This window comes from Aquabacterium sp. OR-4, from assembly GCF_025290835.2.
Taxonomy (GTDB): Bacteria; Pseudomonadota; Gammaproteobacteria; order Burkholderiales; family Burkholderiaceae_C; genus Pseudaquabacterium.
Genome location: NZ_JAOCQD020000002.1, coordinates 15454 through 33978, shown reverse-complemented (window position 1 = coordinate 33978; position 18525 = coordinate 15454). Strand labels below are relative to the sequence as shown.

Sequence of the window (18525 nt, the reverse complement as noted above, 5' to 3'; positions counted from 1 at the left end):
TTGCCGGCTGCGGGAGGGCCGCCCGACCACCGCGCGGCCGCCGGCGCACGCTGTCGGCCCTGCGGTCCATGCCGTCCATGCCGGCCCTGCTGGGGCTGCTGGCACTGCTGAGCCTGGCGGGCTGCGCCGGCTCTGGCCCGTACCAGGCCTTGCAGGTGGCCTCGGGGCTCAGCAGCCAGCTGGTCTGCATCGACACGCTGCAAAGCGGCCTGCCGCTGGCCCGCTCGCTGCAACAGCGCGTGCTGTCGCCGGGCGCCATGCACCTGGTGGGGCCGGTGCTCGATGTGCAGGTGGATGTGGCGCAGCGCCGTGTGCGCAGCAGCTTGGCCGGCCTGCTGGTGAGCCAGGCCACGCTGCGCGACGGCATGGGCTGCCTGCTGCAGTGGCCCGGCGATCCGGCGCCGCACACGCCCGGCCTGCCACCGCTGGCCGACGGGCAGCTGCCCGATCTGCCGTCGATTGCCGGGCCGGCCGTGGTGGCACCGGCCACGCCGGCGCTGCGCCAGGCGTTGGCCAGGGGCTTTGACGAGGGCGGTGCCCGGCCACCGGCCTTGAACACGCTGGCGGTGGTGGTGCTGCAGCATGGCCGCGTGCTGGGCGAGCAGTACGCACCGGGTGTGGGGCCGGCCACGCCCTTGCTGGGCTTCTCGATGTCGAAGTCGCTCACCCATGCGCTGGCCGGCATGCTGGTGCAGCAAGGGCGGCTGCAGCCCGATGCCGCGCTGCCGTTCAAGGCCTGGCAGACGCCGGGCGATGCGCGCGCATCGATCACGCTGGCCCAGCTGATGCGCCAGACCTCGGGCCTGGCGCTGCGGCAGGACAACAGCGGCACCGATCCCAACAGCCGCATGCTGTTCATCGAACACGACAAGGCCGGCTGGGCCCTGCAGCAACCGCTGCACAAGCCGCCGGGCCAGGCCTGGGCCTACACCGATGGCCACTTCGTGCTGGCCGGTCGGCTGCTGCGTGATGCCGCAGGCGACAGCCCCCAGGCCTTGCGCGACCTGGCCCAGCGTGCGCTGCTGGGCCCGCTGGGCATGCAGGGCACCACGCTGACCCTGGACGCGACCGGCACGCCGCAGGCGGCCTCGATGTTCGTGGCCCCGGCCCGCGACTGGGCGCGCCTGGGCCAGCTCTACCTCAACGACGGCCTGGCCGGCGGCCGGCGCCTGCTGCCCGCCGGCTGGGCGCACCGCGCGGCCACGCCCACGCTGGACACCGGCTATGGCGAGGGCTGGTGGACCAATGCCCGCGGCGGCGAGCGCATGGCCGCCTGGGACCTGCCATGGGGCCTGGCCAGTGCGCCGCGCGATGCCTTTTTTGCCCGCGGCTTCATGGGCCAGTACACCGTGGTGGTGCCCTCGCGCGGCGTGGTCATCGTGCGCATGGGCATCTCCAGCCTGCGCGGCGACGCCATCGAGGCGGTCAACCAGCTGGTGGGCGAGGTTTTGGCGGCGCTGCCGGAGTAGTTAGAGCACCCGGCCCCGCGGGTACGCGGTGCCACCCGCCGGCCCCGCTGTGGCGTCAAACCACCCGGCCGGGGTTCAGCAGGCCTTGGGGATCGAGGGCCTGCTTGATGGCCCGCATCATGCTCAGCGCCACCGGCGACTTTCGCTGTGCCAGTTCGTCGCGCTTGAGTGCGCCGATGCCGTGCTCGGCCGAGAAGCTGCCGCCGTACTGCGATACGGCGTCAAACACCAGGGTGTTGATCGCGTGCTCGTGGCGGGCCAGAAACTCGCCGGCCGAGGCGCCCTCGGGGCCTTGCACGTTGTAGTGCAGATTGCCGTCGCCCAGGTGGCCGAAGTTGACCAGCCGGATGCCCGGAAAGGCCGCCGCCAGCGCCGCATCGGTGCGCGCGCAGAACTCGGCGATGGCCGAGACGGGCAGGGCGATGTCGTGCTTGACGTTGAGGCCTTCTTCGCTTTGCGCCAGCGGGATCGATTCGCGCAGGTGCCACAGCGCGGCCGATTGCGCCAGGCTCTCGGCCACCGCGGCATCGTCGATCAGGCCCTGCTCGAGCGCATCGCCCAGCAGGCTTTCGAAGCGCTGGCGCGCGCTGGCCTCGCCGTCGGCATCGGCGTACTCGAGCAGCACCGTCCAGTCGGCCGCGGGCAGGGGCTGCTGCAGCTGCGCGAAGTGGCGGGCCACCAGGGCCAGCGAGAAGCGGTTCATGACCTCGAAGCCGGTCAGGCCGGCGCCCAGCCGGCGCTGCGCCAGGCCCAACAGCGCCTGGCATTGCGCCAGCGTGCCGGTGCTGGCCAGCGCGGTGAGGCTGGCCGCCGGCTTGGGAAACAGCTTCAGCGTGGCCGCGGTGATGATGCCCAGCGTGCCCTCGCTGCCCACGAACAGGTCGCGCAGGTCGTAGCCGGTGTTGTCCTTGCGCAAGCCGGTGAGCCCGCTCCAGACCTCGCCGCGTGCGTTCACCACCTCCAGGCCCAGGCACAGCTCGCGCGCATTGCCATAGCGCAGCACCTGGGTGCCGCCGGCATTGGTGGCCAGGTTGCCGCCGATGGTGGCGCTGCCCTCGGCCGCCAGGCTCAGCGGAAAGAGCAGGCCCGCCTCATCGGCCGCGGCCTGCACGCTCTGCAGCACGCAGCCGGCCTCGACCGTGATGGTGAGGTTGGCGGTGTCGATGGCGCGCAGCTTGTTCAGGCGCTGGGTCGACAGCAGCAGCTGGGTGCCGCTGGCGTCGGGCACGCCGCCGCCCACCAGGCCGGTGTTGCCGCCCTGCGGCACCACGCTCACACCATGCGCGGCGGCCAGCTGCAGCGCGGCCGCCACCTCGTCGGTGCTGCCCGGGCGCAGCACGGCCAGGGCCTTGCCGCGCCAGCGCTTGCGCCAGTCGAGCTCCCAGGCTGAAAGATCGCCATCGGTGAGCACCTGGGCCGCGCCCAGGCGTGCGCGCAGTGCGCTGATCAGGGACTCATGCATGGTGTGGGGCGCAAAGGACGAGAGAGGTGGAACGTGACGCGCGGCGCGGGCCGTTGCGCCGCCGCTGCCGCTCAGCCGGGTGCTGACGGGGCGGGTGCGGCCGAGGCGGTGGTGGCCGCCTTGCCGGCCTTCAGGCGCAGCCGCACATAGACCACGCAGCAGACGAACAGCAGCGCGCACAGCGCCACCTGGCCCCAGGCCAGGCCCGTGGACCAGCCGCTGTCCAGGCCGTTGGCGCGCACCAGGCCTTCGGTGACGTACAGCCACAGCATCAGGCTCAGCCAGCGGTAGGTGTAGAGCCGGTGGCGCAGCAGGCCGGCCAGCGGCAGCAGCAGCGGCAGCACCTTGATCACCAGGGTCTTGTTGCCGGTGGGCGCCAGCCACAGCTCCCAGGCCAGGCCCAGTGCCATCAGGGCCAGCAGCAGCAGCACCGAGACGGCACGCAGCGCCTGCACGGGGCCTGCGGCCAGCGCGGGCGCCAGAGGCTCGGGGGCGGGCCCGGGCGGGGTTTGCGCCGGGGGCACGGGGGAAAAATCGGTCACGGCTGGCATCATAGTCGGATGACCTCCATCCCACGCCCGGCCGCGGCCGGACGTCAGCGCCTGGCGCAGCTGGCGCATGCGCTGCGCCACTGGCCCTGGTTCGACACCCTGCGCACGCTGCGCCTGCGCTTTCGCGACGACCGCCTGGGCCTCACCGCCGGCAGCCTGACCTTCACCACGCTGATCGGCCTGGTGCCGCTGATGACCGTGATGCTGGCGGTGTTCTCGGCATTCCCGATGTTCGGCCGCTTCCAGACCGCGCTGCAGCAGTACTTTCTGCAAAGCCTGGTGCCCGATGGCATTGCGCGGCCGGTGCTGCAGGCGCTGACCCAGTTTGCCGCCAAGGCCAGCAAGGTGGGCTCGCTGGGCCTGCTGCTGTTCGGGCTGACGGCGCTGCTGCTGGTGTTCACCATCGACCGCACGCTCAATGCCATCTGGCGGGTGCGCAAGCCGCGGCCGCTGGCGCAGCGCGTGCTGGTGTACTGGGCGGTGCTGACGCTCGGCCCCTTGGTGCTGGGCGCCAGCCTGTCGCTCACCTCGTATGCCATTTCGGCCTCGCGCGGGGTGGTTAATGCGCTGCCCGGCGGGCTCGAGCTGCTGCTCGACGCCTTGCAGTTCACGCTGCTGGCCGCCGGCATGTGCGGGCTGTTCCGCTTTGTGCCCAATGTGTCGGTGCGCTGGGGCCATGCGCTGGCCGGCGGCCTGTTCGTGGCGGTGGGCATCGAGCTGGCCAAGGCGGTGCTGGCCTGGTATGTGACCCGCGTGGCCACCTTCTCGGCGGTGTACGGGGCCTTTGCCACGGTGCCCATCCTGCTGCTGTGGATCTACCTGGGCTGGGTGATCGTGCTGCTGGGCGCGGTGATCGCGGCCTACGCGCCCACGCTCACCATCCATGCGCCGCGCCGGCCCGAGCGGCCGGGCGAGCCCTTTGCGCTGGCGATTGCACTGCTGCGGCGCCTGGCCCTGGCCCAGCGCGAAGGCGCTGCGGGCTTGCGCGGGCTGGCGCTGGCGGCCCAGGTGCGCACCGATCCGCTGCAGGTCAACCAGGTGCTCGAAACCCTGCGCAGCCTGGATTGGTGCGGCCTGCTCGAAGAGGAGGGCGATCCGCGCTGGGTGCTGCTGGTGACGCCCGAGCGCACGCCGGCCCTGCCGCTGGTGGATGCGCTGCTGCTGGGCGAGGCCGACGACAGCCTGGCCTTCCGCCAGCAGGCCGGGCTGGCGCAGCTGCGGCTGGGCGAGCTGCTGCGCTGATCCAGGGGGTGGGCCGCGCCGGTCGGGACCGAGGTCCAGCGCTAGGCCCCTGGGGCGATGTGGGCGTGGGCCAGGTCTCCGGCGAGCGGGACAGCTGCCTTAGCGCCGGGCCGCAGTGCAGCCCACAGTGCAGGACGCCGCACCACCCGGTGCGTCGCCAACCGGCCCGCCGCCTGCGCGGCGGCCGCCCGTCGGCCTGACCGGCACGCGCCGGCAGCTCGCCCGGAGTCCGCGGGTAACCCGCCGGCAACTGGCCGGTAACTCGCCGGGCGGGCACCGGCGCCGGCGGCTCGGCGCCCGGGCGCCCGGCACGGCGATAATCCGCGCCCTGTGACTTCGCCCGCCGACACCCCTCCGGCGGCGCGGCCCCCGCGGCCGCCACGTCGCCCCGAATCTGCCGGCCCTGGTGCCGAACGTCGGGGCCCGCGGCCGGTGCGCGAGGCCACGCCGGTTCCACCGATCACCTACCCTGAAGCGCTGCCGGTCTCGGCCCGGCGCGACGAGATCGCGCGCGCGCTGCGCGAGCACCAGGTGGTGATCGTCTGTGGCGAGACCGGCTCGGGCAAGACCACCCAGCTGCCCAAGATCGCGCTCGAGCTGGGCCGCGGCTGGGGTGCCGGCGGCAAGGGCATGATCGGCCACACCCAGCCGCGGCGCATTGCCGCCAGCAGCGTGGCCAAGCGCATTGCCGAGGAGCTGAACTCGCCGCTGGGCGAGGTGGTGGGCTTCAAGGTGCGCTTCAACGACCGGCTGCAGCCCGGCGCCAGCGTCAAGCTGATGACCGACGGCATCCTGCTGGCCGAGACCCAGGGCGACCCCGACCTGCGCGCCTACGACACGCTGATCATCGACGAGGCGCACGAGCGCAGCCTCAACATCGACTTCCTGCTCGGCTACCTGCGCCAGCTGCTGCCACGCCGGCCCGACCTGAAGGTGGTGGTGACCTCGGCCACCATCGACGCCGAGCGCTTTGCCAACCACTTTGCGTCGCGCCACGGGCCTGCACCGGTCATTCAAGTGTCGGGACGGTTGTTTCCGGTCGAGCAACGTTGGCGCCCGTTCGAGGACAGCCGCGAATACGGCATGGACGAGGCCATCGCCGACGCGGTGGACGAGCTGTGGCGCGACGGCCCCGGCGACATCCTGGTGTTCCTGCCCGGCGAGCGCGAGATCCGCGACGCCACCGACCACCTGCACAAGCATCTGGCGCGGCAGCACAAGGGGGGGCCCGCGCCCGAGATCCTGCCGCTGTTTGCGCGGCTGAGCCAGGCCGAGCAGGACCGCGTGTTCAACCCCGGCAACGGCCGGCGCATCGTGCTGGCCACCAACGTGGCCGAGACCTCGCTCACCGTGCCGGGCATCCGCTACGTGATCGACAGCGGCCAGGCGCGGGTCAAGCGCTACAGCTTTCGCAACAAGGTCGAGCAGCTGCAGGTCGAGGCCATCAGCCAGGCCGCGGCCAACCAGCGCGCCGGCCGCTGCGGCCGGGTGAGCAATGGCGTGTGCATCCGCCTGTACGACGAGAAGGGCTTTGCCGAGCGCCCGCGCTTCACCGACCCCGAGATCCTGCGCAGCAGCCTGGCCGGCGTGATCCTGCGCATGAAGAGCCTGCGCCTGGGCGTGGTGGACGAGTTTCCGTTCATCGAGCCGCCCAGGCCCAAGGCCATTGCCGACGGCTATGCGCTGCTGGGCGAGCTGGGCGCGGTGGACGACGACAACGAGCTCACCGCCATCGGCCACAGCCTGAGCCGCCTGCCGCTCGACCCGCGCGTGGGCCGCATGATCCTCGAGGCCAAGGAGCGCGAGGCGCTGCACGAGGTGCTGATCATCGCCAGTGCCCTGAGCGTGCAGGACGCGCGCGACCGCCCGCTCGACAAGCAGCAGGCTGCCGACGAGAAGCACAAGCTGTTCGACGACGAGAAGAGCGAGTTCGTCGGCACGCTGCGGCTGTGGGACTGGATCGAGCAGGGCCGCGGCGTGCACGGCCATCCCGGCAGCGCCCAGCAAAAGACCGACAGCCACAAGCTCAGCAACCGACAGCAGGAGCAGCGCCTGCGCGAGCAGTTCATCAACCCGCGCCGCGTGCGCGAGTGGCGCGACACCTACGCCCAGCTGCACACCGTGGTGGCCGAGCAGGGCTGGCGCTTCAACGGCAGCCCGGCCACCTACGAGCAGATCCACCTGTCGATGCTGGCCGGCCTGCTGGGCAACGTGGGCTGCAAGTCGGACGACGACGAGTGGTACCTGGGGGCGCGCGGCATCAAGTTCTGGCGCCATCCGGGCGCCAACCTGAGCAAGAAGCCGGGCCGCTGGCTGATCGTGGCCGAGCTGGTGGAAACCACGCGGCTGTACGGCCGTGGCCTGGCCGCCATCGAGCCGCAGTGGATTGCGGCCATTGCCGGCCACCTGCTCAAGCGCCAGCTGCTCGATCCGCACTGGGAGAAGAAGGCCGCCGAGGTGGTGGCCTACGAGCGTGCCACGCTGTACGGCATCGTCGTCTACAGCGGCAAGCGGGTGAACTACGGACGTATCGATCTGCCTGCGGCGCGCGAGATCTTCATTCGCAGCGCGCTGCTCGAGGGCGACTGGGACTCGAACCTGCCCTTCATCGCCCACAACAAGCGCCTGCTGGCCCAGGTGGAAGAGCTCGAGCACAAGAGCCGCCGGCAGGATGTGCTGGTGGACGACGAGCTGATCTACGCCTTCTATGACCAGCAGCTGCCGGCCGACGTGTGCTCGGGCCACAGCCTCGAGCGCTGGTGGCGCGAGGCCAGCAAGACCCGGCCGAAGCTGCTGCAGCTGACGCGCGACGAGCTGATGCGCCACGAGGCCGCCGGCATCACCGGCAACGCCTTTCCCAAGACCCTGCGCCTGGGCGGGGTGGACTGCACCGCCGCCTACCTGCACGAGCCGGGCGACGCCAAGGACGGCGTCACCGTCACCGTGCCGATCTACGCGCTCAACCAGGTCAGCGACGAGCGCTGCGACTGGCTGGTGCCCGGCATGCTGGCGGCCAAGCTGACCGCGCTGTGCAAGAGCCTGCACCAGCGCCCGCGCACCCGCCTGCAGCCGCTGGCCGAGTTCATCGACGAGTTCGTCGCGCTGCATGCCTTCGGTCAGGGCAACCTGGTCGATCAGCTGCTGGCCGCCGTGAAAGAGCGTGCCCAGGTGGCCGTGCAGCGCAACGACTTCAAGCTCGAGCAGCTGGCGCCGCACCTGTTCATGAACTTCCGCGTGGTGGACGAGCATGGCCGCCAGCTCGGCATGGGCCGCCACCTGGCCACGCTGAAGGCCGAGCTGGGCGGCCAGGCGCGCTCGGCCTTCCAGGCCCTGGCGGCCTTGAAGCTGGGCGGCGCGGCGCCGCCCGTGGCGGCCGCTGCGCCATCACCCGCGAGCGCGGCGTCGCACCCGCCTGCCGGCACGCCGCGGCGTGTGGAAAAGGCCGCTGCGCCGGCGTCGGCGCCGACCGCGCCCGCAGCGCCCGCGCAGTACACCGCCTGGACCTTTGGCGAACTCCCCGAGCTGATGGAAATCCACAAGGCCGGGCAGACGCTGATCGGCTTTCCGGCCCTGATCGACAAGGGCACGGCGGTCGAGATCGAAGTCTTCGACGAGCCGGCCGCCGCCGTGGCCCGCCACCGCGCCGGCCTGCGCCGCCTGGTGGCCTTGCAGATCAAGGAGCCGCTGAAGTACCTGGAGAAGAACATCCCCGACTTCACGCGCCTGGCCGCGGCCTACATGGCGCTCGGCACGGCCGATGAGCTCAAGGCCATGATCGTCGACCTGGCCGTCGACCGTGCCTTTCTGGCCGATCCGCTGCCCACCGATGCGGCCCGCTTCGAGGCGCGCATCGCCGAAGGCCGCAGCCGGCTCAACCTGATTGCCCAGGAGGTGGCGCGCCTGACCGGCACCGTGCTCACCGAGCTGCAGGCCGCCCAGCGCAAGCTCAAGGACAGCCGCACCGTGCCCAAGGACCTGGCCGATGACATCGCCGCGCAGTTGCAACGGCTGTGCAACAAACGCTTCCTGCTGACCACGCCCTGGGCCGCGTTGCAGCACTGCCCGCGCTACCTCAAGGCCGTGGTGCTGCGCCTGGACAAGTGGCGCGCCGACCCGGCCCGCGATGCCCAGCGCCTGGCCGAGCTGCGGCCGCTGGAGCAGCGCTACACCCGCCGCCTGGCCGACCAGAAGGGCGTGGCCGACACCCGGCTCGACGAGTACCGCTGGCTGCTCGAGGAGTTACGGGTGAGTTTCTTCGCGCAAGAGCTGCGCACACCGCAGCCGGTGAGCGTGAAGCGGCTCGACAAGGCCTGGCAGCAGCTCTCGAGCTGAGCCAGGGCGCACAGCCACGGTGCCCGCGATGCGGCACTGTTCCTGCATTGAGCCTGGGTTGGGCGGCTGCGGCGGCACCCCCCCAAGGCAGGCAGTGCTGAGGTGCTGCCCCCTTGACCGTGGCGCCGGCCTCCTTACCATCGCGCGACCGCGCTCGCAGCCAACACGCTGCTGACGCGGCCAGTCAGGGAGAGCCCGCCAAGAACGGGATCGTGAGGAGTGGTTTTTGTGATCAGGTTTGTTTCGCGCGGGCCTTTGTGGGCCGCTGCATGGATGCTGTGCACGGCCTGCCCGGTGCTGGTGCATGCGCAAGGCAGCTCGGTGAGCATCACCATTGGCGCCCCCGACGATTCGGTGGCCGAGCGCATGCAACGCGCCGAGCGGGCGGCCAGCAACCCGCTGCGCCGCATCCAGGAGGCGGCACGCATGGGCGGCGGGCCCGGCAAGGCCAATGCGCCGGCCGCTGCCCCGGCAGCGCCGGCCACGCCCCCCCCGGCGCAGCCCGGCCCGGCCACAGCGGCCACAGGGTCAAATGCCTCTGGCAATGCCGCCGCCGCGGCCGCGGCCAGCAATGCCGCCGCAGCGGTGCTGGCCGCCAATGCACGCAAGGCCGCTGCTGCCGCGGCCGCGGCCTCGGCCGTGGGCACGGCCAGCAACCCGGTGGCGGCCAACGCGCCGCTGCGCAGCGGGCCCGCGGCGGTGTCTGGCGCGGCGGCCGGCGTGCCTGCGGCTGCCAACACAGCGGCTGCCGCTGCCACCAGTGCAGTCACCACCAACGTGGTTACCACCAGCGCGGCGGCCACCAATGTTGGCTCCACCAGCGCTGCCACCACCAGCGCGGTCACCACCAGCGCGGTCACCACCAGCGCCAACCCCACCGTCACACCCAGCGCAGCACCCGCCACGCCGCCGGCTGCCGTGGGCGCCACCATGGCCAGCACCGCGGTGCCGGTGGCCAGCGCCGTGCCCACCGCCACGACCGCCCCAGTGGCCGACGCCCCGCGTGCCCTGGCGGCGGCACCGGCGCAACTGGTGGCCGCTGCAGCGCCCACCGCCCGAGCGCTGCCGGCTCCGGCTCCGGCTCCGGCTCAGGCCGCAGCGCAGCCGACTGTGGTGACCGACGCGCCCGGCGTGCCGGCGCTGCTCGAGATGGTGGAGCCCGACTTCTCGGGCCGCATGGCACTCAACGCCGACACCCTGCGGCTGACGCTGCGCTTTTCCATCACCGCCGATGGCACGGTGCGCGATGTGGTGGTGCAGGGCACCTCCGACCGCGCAGTGCAGCGCAATGTGCGTGATGCCGTGCAGCGCTGGCGTTATGCGCCGCCGGCGCGGCCGATGCCGCACACGGTGGAGCTGGTGGTGCGCTTCGCCGGCTGACGGCGCCGCCGGGGCACCCAGCCGCGCCGCTCAGCCAGCGCGACGGGCCTGCTGGGCGCGCGGGCCGCGGGCGTGTCGCGCCTTCTCGCCCAGAAAGCGGCGCACCAGCGCGATCAGGTCGTCCCCCCCGGTGGGCTTGATCAGCCAGGCGGTGGCGCCGGCAGCCTTGCCCTCGTCGCGCAGGGAGCGCTGACCCTGGGTGGTGAGCGCCACGATGGGCGTGAAGCGCAACAGCTTGCGCGCCTCGCGGATCAGGCCGAGGCCGTCCACGCCGGGCATCACGATGTCGGTCAGCACCAGGTCGGGACGCAGACCCTCGGCCAGCAGCCTGAGCGCCGTGTCGCCGTTCTCGGCGATCACCACCCGGTAGCCCGACAGCCTGAGCGACATCTCGACGCTCATGCGCATGGTGGCCGAGTCGTCGACCACCAGGATGGTGCTGACCGGCTGCTCAGAAGAACTCGATGCGGGGTCCATAAGCGGTCGCCAGGGTGAGGTTCTTGGAAGACGGCTCGTCGGTGGGCAAGGGGGCCGGCTCGGCCGCGCCCACGGCGCGCGCATGGGCCACGCGCTGCGAGTGCATCACGTAGTTCTCGGTCCAGCGCGACAGCAGCTCTTCCAGCAGCACCGGCGGCGGTGGCGCCTGGCCATCGATCAGCTGGTAGATCTGCGAGAAGTGTTCCGACAGGCTGGCCAGCGCGCTGTTGATCTGCTCGAGCAGCTGGCGGTTGATGTCCTGGAACTGCATGTCGCCCAGCGTGTTGACGATGTCTTCGGTGACCACGGCCATGCCCGAATCCATGCGCGTCGACAGGCTGCCGAGGTAGGGCACCACGTCGCCAAGGGTCTCGCTCATGGTCTGGATGTGCGCGGCGATCTCGCCCAGCTGGGCGGCGGCGCTGTCGCCTTCCATCGACCGGGCGCCGGTCATCTCGGCATCGATGGCGCTGGCGGCCAGCGCGATGCCCTCGGTGATCTGGCGCGCGGCCTCGCTGGTCTGCGTGGACAGGCGCCGCACCTCGGCGGCCACCACCTTGAAGCCGGCGCCTTCGCGGCCGGCGCGGGCGGCCTCGATCGAGGCATTGATGGCCAGCAGGTTGGTCTGGCGCGAGATCTCGCCGATCAGCGTGGCCACCGGCGTGAGCTGGCGCACCTGCTCGGCCACGGCGCGCACGCGTGCCTGGTTCTGCGCGCGCTGCGCCTCGTACTTGTGCTCGTGCTCGGCCAGCGAGGCCACCGCCTGGCCATGCTGGCCGGCGCGGCCCAGCGAGTCGGCCGACAGCGACTCGGATCGCCGCACCGCCTCGAGGATGCTTTCGCGCAGCGCCTGGGCATTGGCATGTACCCGGTTCATGCGCTCCATCATCGACATCACCGCCTCTTCGCTGGACTGGATGGTGGCGTCGACCTGCTGCTTGAGCACCGCGAAGGCCTGGCGCAGGGTCTGGATGTCCTGCGTCACCACTGCAGTGGTGCGCTCGTTGGTGCCCAGCTGCAGCGGCCGGGCGCGCGCGCCCAGCCACATGCCCACCAGGGTGCCGGTGGCCAGCCAGGCCAGCGAGGCCCAGGACACCGAGTCGGACCACAGCGCATGCGCGCCAAGTGCCAGCGTCAGCACCACGGCCAGGCCGATGTCGCGCACGGTGATGCGGCGCAGCCAGCGCTGCGGCAGGCTGGTGCGTGGGGTGTCGGGGTCGCTGTCCATGTCAGGCTCCGGGGATGACCTGCTTGATGACCTTCACCAGATCGGCGCCGCCCACCGGCTTGACCAGCCAGCCGGTGGCACCGATGCGCTTGGCCTCGTCGCGCTTGCCCTGCTGGCTTTCGGTGGTGAGCGCCAGGATCGGCGTGAAGCGCAGCAGCTTGCGCGCCTCGCGGATCAGGCCGATGCCGTCGAGCTTGGGCATGTTGATGTCGGTGATGATCAGGTCGGGGCGCAGGCCGGCCTTGAGCTTGTGCAGCGCGGCTTCGCCATCGGGCGCCGTGTCGACCTTGAAGCCGCTGATCTCCAGCGTGCCCTTCAGGCTCATCAGCATGGTGGCCGAGTCGTCGACCAGGAAGACGCTTTTCATGTGGACGCACCCTCTTGATTTGGCGTGGTGAAGTGGACAGGCACGCAAGACGGCCGTGCGGGTGATCGCGCCGCGCGGGCAGACGAGCCCTGAACCGGATGTCGGCAGCGATGGCCGTCGGCTTGAGGCCTGGCGGGCGCGGCGGCTGCATCGCGGTGGCATGAGCCCGCGCATGTTGTGAGTTTGCACACGCGCATGCCGCCGTCCTGCCTCAGGCGCCGGCCAGGCCGGCGCCGTGCAGCGTGGCTGCCAGGTGGGCGTCGGCCGGCGCCGCTGCCAGGCGCGGCTTGAGCGCCATCAGCACCTGCAGCACCGCACCGTGCACCTGCGCGCACTGGCCCAGGTGCACGGCCCGGCCCGAGCCGTCGCGCAGCCAGTTCGACAGCGCCTCGGCATCCTCCACGGTGACAAAGCCGTCCAGCATGGCCTGCTTCTTGTTGAAACGGATCGGCATCAGCTCAGCTCCTTGGGGTTGAGGATCATCAGCACGCTGCCGTCGCCCATCAGCGCCGTGCCGGCGAAGCCGGTGATGCCGGTGAGCACGCCTTCCAGCGGCTTGAGGATGATGTCGCTGGTGCCGTGGAAGTCGTCGACCAGCAGGCCCAGGTTCTCGGAGCCCAGGCGCACCACCAGCACCGCGTGCTCGCCATCACCGTTCTGGCGCGGCGGCATGTCGAGGGCCAGCAGCTCGTTGAGCGCGCGCAGCGGCACGATGCGCCCGCGCAGCACCACCGTCTGGGCGCTCTTGAAGTGGTGGATGTCCTCGGCCGGCACGCGCACCGTCTCGACGATCAGGTCCATCGGCACGCCGAAGCGGCGGCCGGCGGTCTCGATCATCATCACATTGGTCACCGCCATGCTCAGCGGCAGCGCCAGCCGGATCTGCGTGCCCTTGCCGCGGGTGCTGGCCAGCTCCACGCTGCCGTTGATGCGCTCGACCGCCGAGCGCACCACGTCCATGCCGACGCCGCGGCCCGAGAGATCGCTGATGGCCTCGGCGGTGGAGAAGCCGGGCAGGAACACCAGCTGCACCGCCTCGTGCTCGCTGAGCAGGCAGGCCCGGTCGGCCGGGATCAGGCCACGCTCCACCGCCTTGGCGCGCACGCGGTCGGTGTCGATGCCGGCGCCGTCGTCGGTGATGTCGAGGATCACGCGGTCGCCTTCCTGGCGCGCCGCCACCCGCAGCGTGCCGGCCGCGGGCTTGCCGGCGGCCATACGTGCGGCCGGCAGCTCGATGCCGTGGTCCAGGCTGTTGCGCAGGATGTGGATCAGCGGATCGGCCAGGCTCTCGATGACGTTCTTGTCGGCCTCGGTGTCCTCGCCCTCGATGACCAGGTTGACCTCCTTGCCCAGCTTCTTGGAGATGTCGCGCACCAGGCGGCCGAAACGCTGGAACACCGTGCCCACCGGCAGCATGCGCACCTGCATGATGGCGTGCTGCATGTCCTCGGCGATGCGGTTGATCACCGAGTACTGGGTCTTGATCTCGCGCGCCAGCTCGCGCTGGTTGAACACCGTCTCGGCACGGTTGGCCAGGTAGGGCAGGGCGTTCTTGGCCACCACCATCTCGCCGATCAGGTCCATCAGGCGGTCGATCTTGTCCTGCGCCACCTTCAGCACCTTCTGGCCGCCGCCGCTCGCGCTGTCGTCGCCCGCGCCGCCGCTGCTGCCGCGGCGCGGCTCCAGCGGAGCCACCAGGGCGCTGGCGCCCGGTGCGGCTGCGGTGGGGGCGCCGCCGCCGGCGGCGGTGGTGTCACAGGCGGCCGCGGCGCCGGGGCGGTGCTGCAGCGCCCACTGGGCCAGCGGCGCGGCGCCGGCAGGCAGGGCCTCGAGCGTGGCGCGCAGGCTGGCGGCCAGCGCGGCGTCGTCCCAGCCGTCGATCAGCGCGGCCAGCGTGCGCCGAGTGGCGGCCACGGTGCCCGCGGCAATGCCGGGGCGGGCCAGCAGGGCGCGCTGGTCGTCCCAGATGCGGGCGATGCGCGCACGCAGCAGTTCGCGCAGCGGGTCGCCATCGGCGGCAGTGTCGGGGCCTGGCGCTGCGGGGTCGGCAGCGCCGGTGCTGGCGCTGTCGGGTGCGGCCGCGGTGGCGGTGGCGGTGGCGGCGGCTTCGAGCGCATGCCAGCTCAGCTGATCGGGCACGTAGCGGTAGTGCTCCTCGATGTAGGCGCGCGGCGCGTCGCTCACCACCACCAGCTCGAGGTTGCAGCGGTAACAGTCGAAGTCAGCGACGCTGCCCCAGTCGCCGGCGGCACGCACCTGCAGGTGCTGCAGGCCCGGCGTGCTGCGCGCCAGGTGCCAGGGGTCTTCGCCCTTGAAGAAGCAGTCGGCATCGGGCAGGTAGCGCAGGGCGGTGTGCCCGGCCACGCAGGCCGTGGCCGGCAGCGCCGCCAGCCAGTCGGGCAGGGCCGGCGCGGCCGCTGGCGCCGTGGCGGGGGCCGCTGCGGTGCCTGGCGAGGCGGCCGCTGCCGGCGCGGTGCCCGGCGAGGCGGCCGCTGCTGGCGCCGGCCCGGCCAGGTGGCGGCGCAGGGCGGTGGCCAGCTCCTGCGCGCGGCCTTCGGTGGTGGCTGGCAGGCTGCCTTCGGTGGCGATCAGGTCGACCAGCTCGGCGGTGTAGTCCATGGCCGCCAGCAGCGCATCGGCGATGTCGCCGCTGTAGGCCAGGCTGCCGTTGCGCACGCGGTCGAGCAGGTCTTCGCCGGCATGCACCACGCGCTCGAGCGGCTTGAAGTCGAACAGGCCGCAGTTGCCCTTGAGCGTGTGCACCTGGCGGAACAGGTCGTTCAGCAGCTCGCGGTCGCCGGGGTTCTTCTCCACGTCGAGCAGGCGCTGGCCGATCTGCTCGAGGCACTCGCGCGCCTCGAGGATGAACTGGTCGAGGAGTTCGGTCGAGCTCATGCCGTGCCTCCTGCGGCGCGGTGGGCGGCGCCGGCCTGGCGAGCGGCCGGCAGATCACCCAGCAGCAGCGCGGCGGTGAGCACCAGCTCGGCCGGCTTGGCGGGCTTGACGAGGTAGCAGTTGGCGCCGGCGTCCTGCGCGGCGGTGGCGTCCTGGGCCTGGGCCTCGGTGGACACCATCATCACCGGCACCTGGCGCACATGGCCCAGGCGGCGCAGCTCGCGCACGAAGCTGTAGCCGTCCATCTTGGGCATGTTGATGTCCACCACGTACAGGTCGAAGGGCCGGTCCCTGGGCTGGTTGGCCACCTTCTCCAGGGCCTCTACGCCATTGATCGCCTCTTCGATCTGCCAGCCGGCGTCGCCCAGCATCTTGCGGTGGTACATGCGCACGGTGGCGGCGTCGTCGACGACGAGGATGTTCGCGCTCATGGGCGCTCTCCTTGCAGCGGTTTCTGGTAGACCATGGCATCGCGGAACTTGCGCACCTCGAACAGCGAGGTGATGCGGCTCATCGACTCGGAGTGGCCCAGGCAGATGAAGCCGCCCGGGGTCATGGCGTCGTAGAAGGCCTCGGCGGCCACGCGGCGCGAGAGGTCGTCGAAATAGATCAGCAGGTTGCGGCAGAACACCAGGTCGATGTCGCGAAAGCGCCGCGTGTCGGCGGGCTCGCTGAGGTTGACCCGGCTGAACTCCACCGCGTCGACCAGGTCGCGCGAGATCTCGTACTCGTTGTCCTTGCGCCGGGTGAAGTACTTCTCGAGGTAGGGCTTGGGCAGCTGGGCCACCGAGCGCGACGAGTAGATGCCGCGCTGGGCCATCTGCAGCACATGGGTGTCGATGTCCGACGAGAGGATCTCGACCTCGTAGTCGTTGATCAGCTTCCAGCGCTCGAGCAGGTAGATGGCGATCGAGTAGGGCTCCTCGCCGGTGGACGAGGGGATCGACCAGATGCGGATGCGGCTGCCCGGCTTCTTGCGCCGCACCAGCTCGCCCAGCATGTCGTTGACCATGCAGTCGAACTGGTAGGCCTCGCGGAAGAAGTAGGTCTCGTTGACCGTCATCGCGTTGACCAGGTGCTGCAGCTCCTCGCCGCGCGACTCGAAGCGCAGTGCGATGAACCAGCTGCGGAAGTCTTCCGCGCCGGTGGCCTCGATGCGCTCGACCAGGCGCTTGTCGACGAAGTAGCGCTTGCTGTCGTCGAAGTGGATGCCGGTCTTGCGGTAGAAGAAGTCGCGGAACTTCAGGAAGTCGGCATCGGTGATCTCGAAACCGCGTGAGACGGCAGCGGCTCTCATGGCAGGCTCCAGCGGCACCGGCGGGTCGGCGTGGGGATGTGCGGGCTCATGCGGCCTCGATGCGTTCGATGGCCATCCGGGCGGCAAAGCCGATGAAGGGGTCGGCGTCAAAGCGCCGGCTGCTGGCCTGCAGCGCCGGGATGTCGGCCGGCGAGCCCACCTCGGCCAGCACCTCGATGGCCGCCGCCACCACATTGACCTGGCCCTCGTCCTGCAGCACCTGCTCCAGCCACGGCACCACGCGCTCGTGACGCAGGTCGCCGAGCATGTTGACGGTGAAGATGCGCACGTCGGGGTCGTTGTCGCGCAGCAGCGCATCCACCCGCGGTGCCACGGCCTGCGGCATCGACGACAAGGCCTCGATGGCGCCATTGCGCATCTGCGCGTCCTCGCTGCGCAGCAGCGGCAGCAGGGCGCTCACGGCGCCGTCGCTGGCAAAGGCGGTCAGCGTGGTGAACAGGGTCTCGCGCACGCTGGCGTCCTGTTCGCCGAGCAGCTGCTCGCCCAGCGCGGCGGCGGCCGGCGCATGGGCGGCAAGGTCGCGGGCGGCCCAGCGGCGCTGCTCGGCATTGCCGCTGCGCAGTTGCTGCAGCAGGCCGGGCAGGTCACGGGCGTGCTCGCGATCGACCACCTCGCGAAGGGGTTCGATGGCGGCGGGCTTGCGAAGTCCCATGGCGCTTGTCCTCTCTACCGGATTACCGGATCCAGTGACACAGTTGGCGGGTCACGTCGCCGCAGGGCAGCACCACGCTGGCCCCGCCGCGCTCGATCAGTTCCTGGGGCATGCCGAACACCACCGCCGTGTCCTTGCTCTCGGCGATGGTGCGGCCACCCTGCTTCTTCAGGTCGGCCATGGCGCGGGCGCCGTCGTCGCCCATGCCGGTGAGCTGCACGCCGACGATGCGTTCGGCCGGCAGCAGCGCCATGGCGCTTTGCACCAGCACATCCACCGACGGATGCCAGGGATGGCCCGGCGTTTCGGGCCGTGGCTGCACGGCCAGCCGGCCCAGGCGGTTGACCACCACCATGTCGGTGCCGCCGGCGCCGATGTAGATGTGGCCCGGCTCGATGGGCATGGTGGCGGCGCACTCGCGCACGCGCAGGCGGCACAGGCCGTCCATGCGATTGGCAAAGGCGCCGGTGAAGTTGGGCGGCATGTGCTGGGCCACCAGCACCGGCCACGGAAACTGCGCCGGCAGCGCCGGCAGGATGTCTTCCAGCGTGCGCGGCCCGCCGGTGGACACGCCCACGATCACCAGGCCGTCGATCTGCCCGGCCTTGGGCCGGGCACCGGCGCTCAAGCGCTGCGCCGCCGCGGCCTCGCGCGTGGCCAGGCTGCCGGCCGGCCGCGGCGATGGCGCCGGCTGGGCCACCGGCCGGGCCGCCGGGCCGCCGCGCATGCGGGCCCGGGCCGCGGCCTTGACCTTGGCCACCAGCTGCTGCGAGATGTCGTCCACCGACAGCGAGATGGTGCCGCCCGGCTTGGCGATGAAGTCCACCGCGCCCAGCGCCAGCGCCTCGAAGGTGGCCACCGCGCCCTTCTCGGTGAGCGAGCTCACCATCACCACCGGCGTGGGCCGCGCCTGCATCATCAGCGAGAGGGCGGTCAGGCCGTCCATCTCGGGCATGTTGATGTCCAGCGTCACCACGTCGGGCTCGCAGTCGGTGAGCTGCTGCACACCCTCTGCGCCATTGCGCGCAACGATGACCTCGAAGCCCGCATCGCTGAGCACGCCGGACAGCAGCCGGCGCATCAGCGCGGAGTCGTCGACAACTAGCACCTTGGCAGGCATGGCCTGGGTTCTCCGTTCTCGTGGGTTGGCCG

The 18525-nt window shown here is 71.5% G+C and carries 15 protein-coding genes; 4 read left to right on the top strand and 11 right to left on the bottom strand.

Annotation, left to right across the window (positions count from 1 at the left end):
- Positions 1–68: 68 nt before the first annotated feature.
- Positions 69–1469 (top strand): serine hydrolase domain-containing protein, encoded by a 1401-nt coding sequence (locus N4G63_RS12345; protein ID WP_314599749.1) that lies wholly within the window; start codon positions 69–71, stop codon positions 1467–1469.
- Positions 1470–1524: 55 nt separating this feature from the next.
- Here the strand turns inward: N4G63_RS12345 and N4G63_RS12340 are convergent, their stop codons facing one another.
- Entirely contained in the window at positions 1525–2931 is a 1407-nt protein-coding gene (locus tag N4G63_RS12340; protein WP_260785784.1) for an FAD-binding oxidoreductase, read from the bottom strand.
- A gap of 71 nt (positions 2932–3002) precedes the next feature.
- The gene (locus tag N4G63_RS12335) at positions 3003–3482 is read right to left on the bottom strand and encodes a DUF2069 domain-containing protein (protein ID WP_443112050.1); all 480 of its coding nucleotides are present in this window, start codon (positions 3480–3482) and stop codon (positions 3003–3005) included.
- A 9-nt stretch (positions 3483–3491) separates the two neighbouring features.
- Here N4G63_RS12335 and N4G63_RS12330 point away from each other — a divergent pair, with 9 nt between their 5' ends.
- From N4G63_RS12330 to N4G63_RS12320, 3 genes are all read left to right on the top strand, one after another.
- Entirely contained in the window at positions 3492–4724 is a 1233-nt protein-coding gene (locus N4G63_RS12330) for a YihY family inner membrane protein (RefSeq protein ID WP_260785782.1), read from the top strand.
- A 330-nt stretch (positions 4725–5054) separates the two neighbouring features.
- Positions 5055–9056: an ATP-dependent RNA helicase HrpA gene (gene hrpA, locus N4G63_RS12325; RefSeq protein ID WP_443112049.1), complete on the top strand. Its 4002-nt coding sequence runs from the start codon at positions 5055–5057 to the stop codon at positions 9054–9056.
- A gap of 273 nt (positions 9057–9329) precedes the next feature.
- Positions 9330–10436, top strand: a complete 1107-nt coding sequence (locus N4G63_RS12320) for an energy transducer TonB family protein (RefSeq protein WP_314599746.1) — start codon at positions 9330–9332, stop codon at positions 10434–10436.
- A gap of 30 nt (positions 10437–10466) precedes the next feature.
- On the opposite strand, the gene N4G63_RS12315 is transcribed toward N4G63_RS12320, so the two are convergent.
- The 9 genes from N4G63_RS12315 to cheB all read right to left on the bottom strand — a co-directional run bounded on the left by N4G63_RS12315 (position 10467) and on the right by cheB (position 18493).
- The gene (locus N4G63_RS12315) at positions 10467–10913 is read right to left on the bottom strand and encodes a response regulator (RefSeq protein WP_314599745.1); all 447 of its coding nucleotides are present in this window, start codon (positions 10911–10913) and stop codon (positions 10467–10469) included.
- A complete protein-coding gene (locus N4G63_RS12310) occupies positions 10888–12141 on the bottom strand; it encodes a methyl-accepting chemotaxis protein (RefSeq protein WP_314599744.1) in 1254 nt (417 codons plus the stop codon). Before N4G63_RS12310 ends, N4G63_RS12315 begins: the two co-directional genes overlap by 26 nt.
- A gap of 1 nt (position 12142) precedes the next feature.
- Positions 12143–12508 (bottom strand): response regulator, encoded by a 366-nt coding sequence (locus N4G63_RS12305; RefSeq protein ID WP_260785779.1) that lies wholly within the window; start codon positions 12506–12508, stop codon positions 12143–12145.
- Positions 12509–12719: 211 nt separating this feature from the next.
- Positions 12720–12962 (bottom strand): hypothetical protein, encoded by a 243-nt coding sequence (locus N4G63_RS12300; RefSeq protein ID WP_260785778.1) that lies wholly within the window; start codon positions 12960–12962, stop codon positions 12720–12722.
- Complete coding sequence (locus N4G63_RS12295) at positions 12962–15403, bottom strand: chemotaxis protein CheA (protein ID WP_314599743.1); 2442 nt, start codon at positions 15401–15403, stop codon at positions 12962–12964. Before N4G63_RS12295 ends, N4G63_RS12300 begins: the two co-directional genes overlap by 1 nt.
- A complete protein-coding gene (locus N4G63_RS12290; RefSeq protein ID WP_314599742.1) occupies positions 15400–15834 on the bottom strand; it encodes a response regulator in 435 nt (144 codons plus the stop codon). The genes N4G63_RS12295 and N4G63_RS12290 overlap by 4 nt, the downstream gene beginning before the upstream one ends.
- Positions 15831–16700, bottom strand: coding sequence for a CheR family methyltransferase (locus N4G63_RS12285; protein WP_260785774.1), 870 nt, complete (start codon positions 16698–16700; stop codon positions 15831–15833). The genes N4G63_RS12290 and N4G63_RS12285 overlap by 4 nt, the downstream gene beginning before the upstream one ends.
- Positions 16701–16746: 46 nt before the next feature.
- Positions 16747–17373, bottom strand: a complete 627-nt coding sequence (locus tag N4G63_RS12280) for a HEAT repeat domain-containing protein (protein ID WP_260785773.1) — start codon at positions 17371–17373, stop codon at positions 16747–16749.
- A gap of 22 nt (positions 17374–17395) precedes the next feature.
- On the bottom strand, positions 17396–18493 hold the full coding sequence (gene cheB / locus N4G63_RS12275) for a chemotaxis-specific protein-glutamate methyltransferase CheB (RefSeq protein ID WP_260785772.1): 1098 nt from the start codon (positions 18491–18493) through the stop codon (positions 17396–17398).
- Positions 18494–18525 lie beyond the last annotated feature (32 nt).